Annotated in this window: 10 protein-coding genes; 3 read left to right on the plus strand and 7 right to left on the minus strand. The window is 23.5% G+C overall.

What is annotated here, in order from left to right; translation table 11 throughout:
- Positions 1-1,044 (plus strand): replication initiation protein (locus ACQRD5_RS15980; RefSeq protein WP_427747032.1); only part of this gene is annotated, 1,044 nt, incomplete at its 5' end.
- A gap of 523 nt (positions 1,045-1,567) precedes the next feature.
- On the opposite strand, the gene ACQRD5_RS15985 is transcribed toward ACQRD5_RS15980, so the two are convergent.
- Entirely contained in the window at positions 1,568-2,269 is a 702-nt protein-coding gene (locus ACQRD5_RS15985; protein ID WP_427747033.1) for a hypothetical protein, read from the minus strand.
- 395 nt (positions 2,270-2,664) lie between these two features.
- Between ACQRD5_RS15985 and ACQRD5_RS15990 the strand changes: the two genes are divergently transcribed.
- A complete protein-coding gene (locus tag ACQRD5_RS15990; protein WP_427747034.1) occupies positions 2,665-2,952 on the plus strand; it encodes a hypothetical protein in 288 nt (95 codons plus the stop codon).
- 76 nt (positions 2,953-3,028) lie between these two features.
- Here the strand turns inward: ACQRD5_RS15990 and ACQRD5_RS15995 are convergent, their stop codons facing one another.
- The 4 genes from ACQRD5_RS15995 to ACQRD5_RS16010 form a co-directional block, all read right to left on the minus strand.
- Positions 3,029-3,346 carry a hypothetical protein gene (locus tag ACQRD5_RS15995; RefSeq protein ID WP_427747035.1) on the minus strand — a complete coding sequence of 106 codons (318 nt, stop codon included), beginning with the start codon at positions 3,344-3,346 and terminating at the stop codon, positions 3,029-3,031.
- A 16-nt stretch (positions 3,347-3,362) separates the two neighbouring features.
- Positions 3,363-4,337, minus strand: coding sequence for a ParM/StbA family protein (locus ACQRD5_RS16000; protein WP_427747036.1), 975 nt, complete (start codon positions 4,335-4,337; stop codon positions 3,363-3,365).
- Positions 4,338-4,519: 182 nt separating this feature from the next.
- Entirely contained in the window at positions 4,520-5,017 is a 498-nt protein-coding gene (locus ACQRD5_RS16005) for a hypothetical protein (RefSeq protein ID WP_427747037.1), read from the minus strand.
- Between the two features lie 276 nt (positions 5,018-5,293).
- Entirely contained in the window at positions 5,294-5,812 is a 519-nt protein-coding gene (locus tag ACQRD5_RS16010; protein ID WP_427747038.1) for a DUF4829 domain-containing protein, read from the minus strand.
- 119 nt (positions 5,813-5,931) lie between these two features.
- Here ACQRD5_RS16010 and ACQRD5_RS16015 point away from each other — a divergent pair, with 119 nt between their 5' ends.
- Complete coding sequence (locus tag ACQRD5_RS16015; protein ID WP_427747039.1) at positions 5,932-6,996, plus strand: amidase domain-containing protein; 1,065 nt, start codon at positions 5,932-5,934, stop codon at positions 6,994-6,996.
- A 200-nt stretch (positions 6,997-7,196) separates the two neighbouring features.
- Here the strand turns inward: ACQRD5_RS16015 and ACQRD5_RS16020 are convergent, their stop codons facing one another.
- Both ACQRD5_RS16020 and ACQRD5_RS16025 read right to left on the minus strand, forming a co-directional pair.
- Positions 7,197-7,424 (minus strand): hypothetical protein, encoded by a 228-nt coding sequence (locus ACQRD5_RS16020; RefSeq protein WP_427747040.1) that lies wholly within the window; start codon positions 7,422-7,424, stop codon positions 7,197-7,199.
- 179 nt (positions 7,425-7,603) lie between these two features.
- Complete coding sequence (locus ACQRD5_RS16025; protein WP_427747041.1) at positions 7,604-8,362, minus strand: PBECR4 domain-containing protein; 759 nt, start codon at positions 8,360-8,362, stop codon at positions 7,604-7,606.
- Positions 8,363-8,834 lie beyond the last annotated feature (472 nt).

The following is an 8,834-nucleotide window of genomic DNA, read 5'->3' on the forward strand; positions in this document are numbered from 1 at the left end:
TATATGGATAAAAACTATTTAGTAACTAAATCAAATTCATTAATAACTGCAAGTTATGATTTAAGTTTGCAAGAACAAAAATTAATATTAAGTTTAGCAAGTATGGTTCAGCCAACAGATGAAGAATTTAAAGAATATAAATTTAAAATAAAGGACTTTATGTCACTTCTAGAAATCGAAACTAAAACTAAATATACTGAAATTCCTAAAATAACTAAAGAACTTATGAAAAAAGTATTTGAAGTAAGAGAAGGCAGAGATGTTATTCAGTTATCTTGGTTAAGTAGTGCTAGATACAAGACAGGTGAAGGGGTTGTTATATTAAAGTTTGATTCATCACTAAAACCATATATGCTGCAATTAAAAGAACTTTATACAAGTTATAGATTGGAAAATATATTATTATTGAAGAGTAAATATTCGTTAAGATTATTTGAATTATTAAAGTGTAACGAATTTAAAAAAATTTGGACTATAGAATTAGAAACTTTCAAAAAATTACTTGGAGTAACTGAGAAGTCTTATTCTATTTATCAAAATGTAAAGAATAGAATAATACTTCAAGCACAAAAAGAATTAAAGGGAAAAACGGATATAAAATTTGAATTTGAAGAAATTAAAACAGGAAGAAAAGTAACGTCTTTAAAGTTCTATATTCATTCTAATAAAGATAAAACTCATAAGACTAATTCAGCTTCTGATGAAATAGCTGCTACAGTCTCGAATTATCAAGAAGAAATTCCAATGGATCATGAGGATGAAATAAAATCAATAATTCTTATGATGAAGAATCATAATATATCAGGTTTAGAAGCGAGAAAAATATATAATAGTGCTTGTGGTGATCTTAAACATATAGCAAAAATATATAATTATTTTAAAAATAAAAATGCTGATAATTTTGTTGCTCTTATGATAAAAATGGTCAAGCCTGGTGAGTTCATAGAGCCAAAGAAAAATACTACTAAAACCAAATTTAATAATTTCAATGGGCGAGACTATGATTATGATAAATTAGAAAAAAAGCTTTTAGGATGGGATTAGGATATCTACATAAAAATAACCTGTCATTATATTAAATCTAATAATAGGTTATTTTAATCTAATTGTTATATATCATCATATTGAAAGTTTTTATGTTTTTTAAATAAAATGATAATTCTATAAATTTAGTTTTATTTATATCTAAAATATAGTATAATAATATTATTATTATTTAAAATAGGTGTTATTATGAATAGATATTTTATTATCATTTTATGTACTCTGATATATTTGTTTTTTTTAGTTAAATATATTAAAGTTTTTTATGAAGCGTTATGTAATAAATCTAGTATTAACTTTTCTTATGGAACTACTATTAATATAAAGTATAAAAAATATATTATTTTTTATACTTTATTAAGTATTTTTATTATTTTAATATTAATATATTCATTATTTATATCTAATTTTTTATTGAATTCACTATTTTCTGCTTTGTTTATACTGAATATTTCTACAGTTAGAAGAAAATTTATCAATTAAAAAAATTGCAAAGGAGAGATTTAACTCCTTTGCAATTTTTTTAATTATATAATTGTGTCACTTTATAAACTTGTCCTTTCTCAGGACTTCCATAAGCATATATAGTTACTCCATCAGAAGTTATTTCAAGTGAATTTTTAATTTGAGTAATCAACCCATAGCATCCAACTCCAACAGCTACAGAAAGAGCAACTGTTACACCTACAGTGAAATATCCTGCAATAGTTCCAACACCACCAGAAACAGCAATCAATAGTTCTAATTCATTTATCATTATTTGTGCTGCAGTTTCATTAGCTTCTGCAATATACCCCCACCAGAAAAAAGTATAATTATCTATTACTGGAGGATTGTAAGTTCTAGAACTATAAGCGTTAAAAGAGTTTGCATCAGAATATGTCTCAGCATCTAACTTTGAACCTTTTACAGGTTTAACTTCATATCCTTGAAAACTACTAGATACTTCTAAATTGTCATTATTAATTTCTGTATTTATATTTTCTGTTCCCGATTTTAATGTATTATATATTTCTTCAGGAATTACATCTTTAGCCTTTGAATCAATTTTGAAATTACCATTAGAATCTAAACTTAAATAATTCTCTTCAATTATTTTTATTGCTTCCTCATATGTAATTATAGATTCTGCTTTTTTATTAGTTGCTGCAAACACCTGACTACTGTTAACGGACATAAATACCATAACTAAAGTTAATACTATTATTTTTGAAAATTTTTTCATAAATTCTCCCCCTTGGTTTCAATATCTTATTTGTATTTATTTTACATAATATATATTATCACACAAAATATGTAAAATAAATGCTTTTATTTTACTAAAAATGGTATGTAAGAAAATATTAATAAAAATTTTAGTTTAGTTATTTTTTATCGAAATATATTTTTAACAATAGTGAGTATTATAAAATATTAATAGATGCTTTTGCAAAAACTATTGATAGAACAAAAAGTATTGAAATAAGCTCAGATAAAAACTATAAATACTTTAAAGCTATATTAAAAGGGGATTTAGAGTTATTTGAGAATCAAAAAGAATTTGAAAATATAGAAGAAGATCTTGAAGTAAGTGTAGATAACAAGGAAGATATTGAAAAAATAGTTGAAGATAATGAAGATATGCAGGGCTTTTTTAATAATAATAGTAATGATACTAAATTAATTGATAATGATTTAGAAATGGTTAAAAATGCTCTAATAGTATTGGAGCCTATAATTGGCAGAACATCTTACCAATGTTGGATTAATAGTGGAATTGTAGATGTTGATATTAAAAGCAGAGCAATAAATATAATCTGTGCCAATTCTTTTACTGCAAGAATTGTAAAAGAAAGATATTCTAATTATATAGAAGAAATAATTAAGGGGTTATATAGTGAAATTGAGGAAATATCTTATATATCTTAATAATTTACTTATCACAACTTACATAAACTAAGAGAGCATTTATGAAAATACTAAATGCTCTCTTGTGTTTTAATTTTTAGTCTTCATCTATATCTACATCATCTAAGTTTTTTTCTAAAGTAGAAGTTTTTTCATTGACTTCTTCATTTTCAACTTTAATTGGAATATTACTTAATATTTTTGCTACTTCTTGTTTTACTAGTTCCTCTATATTTATATTAGTTATTTCTTTTTTTTCATCCTTATTTGCTTCAAAAAATCTTATTGCATCACATATATAATCAGTTAATACAAATCCTTTTATCTTTCTTTTTTCTATTAATAATTCTTTAATATCTTCATTTTTTTTTGAAAATGTAAGAGTATATCCTCCACCTTGTTTTACACTTGGCATACTTCAAACACCTGCCTTATTTACTATATTTCTTAAATGCAACCTTATAAAGTCCTTCTACAGTACTTAATTGAGAATTTACAGGTATATATGCGTGACTTAGTTTGTTTGTTATATTTTCTTTTATATGTTGTGAAGTTCCTCCAACAAATACTACTCTATCTAATTCATCTATGTTAAATTTATGTGCTTTAATAAATTTTAACACTTCTCCAAAGTAAATTTCTTTAGCCTTATCAATATATTTGGTGCTTTCAGTATCAATTTTACCACCTTTCTTTAATCCACCTTCATTTAAAGCTTTCTCAGCAATTTCCTTATTTACTAAGTTACCTTTCTTATAAAAAGCTAATTGTTCTCTTACTATATCAATAAGTCTATCTGTTCCACATTCTTCAATAAATCTATCGTCCTTTTTACATACTTTATTGTTATATAAGCTCCATCCCATATTTAATCCACCTAAGTCAACTATTCCTACAACTTGATTGTTAAATAATTCTGGTTCTAAGTAAATTATTCCACTTCCTTCAGCTTTAATCATTACATCTTTGATTTCAAATTCATATTCTTTTCCATCTACAGTTATTTTTATAGGACCATCACCTTTTATGAATTTTTTATATTCTTCTTTTGCATCTTGTATAAGTAATACACTTAATGGACAAGCTAATATCATATATATTTCATTCTCTTTTGTTCCTGGCTCTATAAATTGAGTAATTGCTGTATAACAAGCCAATTGATGTAAAAATTGTGTCTTTGACGTATCTTCTGATTTATCTTGCCCTTGTTCTCCAATTATATAATTTTTATCACCAAACTTTACTAAATAACTATTTCCTTCTACATCAATATATCCTGATGATAAGTCATATAATTTTGTTCTAAATCTAATTGTTCTTATATCTTCTGATGTTAATTCTATATCTCTTCCTACAACTTCAGTTTCATATTTACCAATATCAGCACTTAATATTATTTTTTTCATAAATTTTTCTCTCCTTCACATTTAATTTGCATACCCAAATTATACCTTATATATACCTAAATGTAAAGTTTTATTTTTTAGAATATACCTAAATATATCTATTATTTAGGTATATATATTTTGAAAAGTGGATTTACATACCTTAACAATACCTAAATTATACCTAAATAAAAATATACTTTTTATACTTTTAATATTTTTTGAAATATATTACTTTTTCTTTTTTTCTCTTTTCTGCTTTTATTTTTATCTCTAATTTCTAATAACTTTTTATCTATATCTTTAAAATGATTTTCTAAACTTACTTGTTCTTTTTCTCTTTCTTGGGAGTTTTTAATTAATATTTGATTATTTTCTATAAGATCATGAAGTCTATTTATTTGGATATCTTTTTCTTTAATTTGCTTCAATAATATTCCTACAATATTATCATTCTTATTATTTTCTTCTACTTTTACTATATTTAATTCTTCTTTATTTACTATCTCTACATTTTCTACTTCTTCAATATTTTTTCTTTTTGTATTAGCCTTTAATAATTCATAGAGTGACTCATTTATTTTTATTACATTATTCTCTTTTATTATTAACTTTTTATATTTTTCCTCTTTTAGTCTTTTGTATATTGTAGCCTTGCTTATCCCTAGTTCTTTAGATACATTATTAATACTTTTTAACATATTTTCTACACCTCAAATTAACAAAATATTTATTTCCATATTTTACTAATTCTATTTTTGTTTCTATTTCCCTTTAAAAAAGAAAAAAAGCCTGAAAATATTTTCATAGCTTTTCTACCAAAACATATTTTATTAAATTTTCTATAAAAAATATATATTTCTTTTTATCTTATTTTTTAATATTTTTACTATCTTTTATTTACTATATAAATAAATTTATATTTCTATTTTTATGAACATACATAGTAAATTTTTTATTTAAAGTCATATATTATATTACATAGTTCCAATTCCTTCTATTAACCATTTATCAGATCCAACTAACTTAACAAGCATAACTTCTTTTGTTATTTCCCCACTCTTAACTGGCTCTATCTCTTCTATAAATTTAATATCATATTTTACTTCATATAATTTCAACATTTCAATGTCGAAATTCTTATTCTTAGTTAAGAAATTATTAATATATATCTCATATCTGCTTTTATCACTTATGTAATTAATATTCTCTAAATTAATATAATCTAAATTAAATAATCTATATGAAGATACTGATTGTGGTGAAAGTAAACAAGACAACATTTTTTCTTCATTTTTATCATTATAATATTTATAATAATTTTTTATAACTTCTTCAGCTTCTTCATAATTCTCGTCTATCTTGGAATTTTCTATTAATATATCAGTCGTCGACTTATTAATAGAATTATCTTTAGATTTACATCCTATTAAGCTAAAACTAATTAATGATATTATAATTGATATCACTAATTTTGTTCTATAATTCCTAAGCATTTTCAACATCTCCTTTTTATTCTATAATAACATTTTTTTAGAATAATGTAAATATTTGACTTTTATTCTGCGAAAGGTTAATATGTATATGTTAAATATTTTTTGGGGAGGCTTTAATTATGAGAAAATTTTTATCTATCTTACTATCTTTAACACTATTAATATCTATTTTTAAAGTTAATAATGTTAAAGCTGCCACTAATGATGAACAAAAAATTTTATCTGTAATAACTGGCTACTTAGAACATTATTTAAGTTTACAGAAAGATTTAAAAGTAACTAATAATAATTATATATATCCTAATAGTAAATTATCAGAGTTTTATACATTATCATCTAATTCCATGGCTAAATGGTACTCTTCAACTTTCGGACAACTAGATTGGTTTGATTTAGAAGTAAAAATCAACTCTATAGAAGATATGAATGATTTCTTAATAGTTAATGTAGATGAAATTGTAAATGGACAGTATATAGGGGTAAATGATCTAACTAAATATGAAGTTAATCATACCTTATATCTTAAGTATTATAATGATGAATTGTTAGTTGAAAGAGATATTCTAACTGTAGAATCTTCAAATAATAAATCAAACACTATTTTATCCGATAAAGAGTATAATAAATATATTGATGAAAAAATAGAAATTGAAAAGGAGAAGTCAGTAAATTTAGAATCAGAGATTGATAAAGTAAATGAACCTACTATAAATAGTGATACTATTGAAGATAGATCAGCTACATTTAACTCAGGAAACTATAATAGATGGGCTGCTAAACAATATGCTATAGATTATGCATATGGTAGTGAAGATTATCAAGATTATGATTGTACCAATTTTGTTTCTAAAGCATTAAAAGTTGGAGGATTACCTACAGATGAAACATGGTATCCAGGTTCGTATGCATGGATAAGAGTTATTGCTTTAAGAGATTATTTAATATCTTCTGGAAGGGCTAAAGAGGATTATATGTATTTAGATAATTCAGATATAGGAGATATTATACAATTATTTAATTCAGATGAAGGATATTGGAGTCATTCTGTAATAGTAACAGGAGCTTTAGGTAATGCTAGATTAGTATCAGCACATTCTGTTGCTGCAAAAAATGTTAATTTTTCAAGCTATTATCCAGGGAAATCCTTCTATAGTAATTATAGAGTTCTACGCATTGTCTATTAAAATATAAGAAACTTTTTAATTTTAGTAAATTGATAAAGTAGAATATTAATCATTTACGTCATAATGTATTTTGCTTGTTACACGTAAACTATGGTGTAATTTTCTAATAAAGGTAAACTTATTTGAAAAAATAACAAAAAGGATATTTTTGCTCTTGAAAATATCCTTTTTGTTTACAGTCTGAGAGAAATAAGTTTTATTTATTTCTCTATTTTTTTTATTCCTACTATTGATAAAAGTATTCCAATGATTATATATTTAATAATTGACATATTCAATAATATATCTAAGTAGTTTTGACTTTCTAAGTTATTTCTGACAATATAATTCATAAAATAAGAACGCCCTAAAGGAACACTATTGTATATAAGAGCTATTCCTATAAAAAAAATTACTAAATATATAATATTTTTTTTAAAAAATTCCATAACACTCTCCTAGTACTTATAAATTATATATATATATATTATAATAAACTCTTAATAAAAAAATATATATAATCTGATTTTATTTGGATAATTTTTCTTTAAGTAAAAATTCAAGCAATATATTAGTCATTCAATTATTGAATATTTCGCTAAATTCAACTTTAGCGTAATTTTTAAGTTTAAATTTTCTTAGATTCTCCTACTTGTACATAACTATTTGATATATTATCAATATTTTTATTAGGTAACTCATTTTTATCTTCAGTCTCAATATCTTTATTAAGTAGCACAAATTTAATTTCATCCTCAATATCTTTATTAAGTAATACAACTTTAGTATCAATATCTATAACCTTAATATTATTTATTTTTACTGGTTTTTGATCTTTTATAATTATATCATTAGAACTGGATTTAACTAATAATGACTTACAATAAAAACTAAAACCTTTATTATAGGTATCAAGTCCTGCATGAATTTTTTTATTATTTAAATCTTCATATAAGATATAGCTAAAATCCATAAGCGATTCTTTTTTAGATTTTCTATTTTTATTATATGTTTCTTTATCAAAATAGACCATTGTACAATTAGTTATAACATGATATAGATTCGAAAAATTTAAAAATCTAGATGTATAATCATTGAATACTATACTATTTCTCTTTTCTAAATCTTGAAAAGTCATATCCCCATTTATAATTTCAATATTAAATTTTTGAGCTTTATATTTTTCCCCTAAAATATGCTGTGCTCCAAGTATATGTAATAAATTATTAGGATCAAAAACTAGTTTTATTTCTTTTCCATCTTCAAGATTATACAAGAATAGCCTTTTACATAATATATTATCAAAAAATTCCTTATATAATTTTAATGATATATCACTAATATTAGAGATATTATTTACTCCCAACAAATCAGTTACCGTTAACATAAATCCACCCCTTATATACAAAAAGGCTTTGGTTTAAACCAAAGCCTTCAAAAAACAATTGAAACGGATAACAGACTGTGCATTGCCCTACAGTCAAGCAATCATGGTATTATTGTCCCCCACTAGGGAAAAGAGCGTTATCCATTAGCTCCTCGAAGTTAAAAACTTAACTTCCTCATATTTAATATATCATCAATTTAATTAAAAGTATACTATTTTTTTATATTATCCATATTTTATTATATTACCCATATTTTTTAAATTATACACAATCTGAAAGTAAAATTTCGCTAAATGGAATTTTCACGAAGAAATAAAAATTGACGGTTTTAAGCCATTTATAGACTATTAAAAATAAAAAAATCATAGTTTTTGGTTTAATATAAATAAACTTCTATGAAAAAAGGTACTATTTCGCAATAATAGTTACGAAATAGTACCTTTTCCAATTTTAAAAAGGGGCATATGCCCC

The sequence above is a fragment of the Clostridium sp. SGI.024 genome (genome assembly GCF_050315195.1).
Lineage (GTDB): Bacteria > Bacillota > Clostridia > Clostridiales > Clostridiaceae > Clostridium.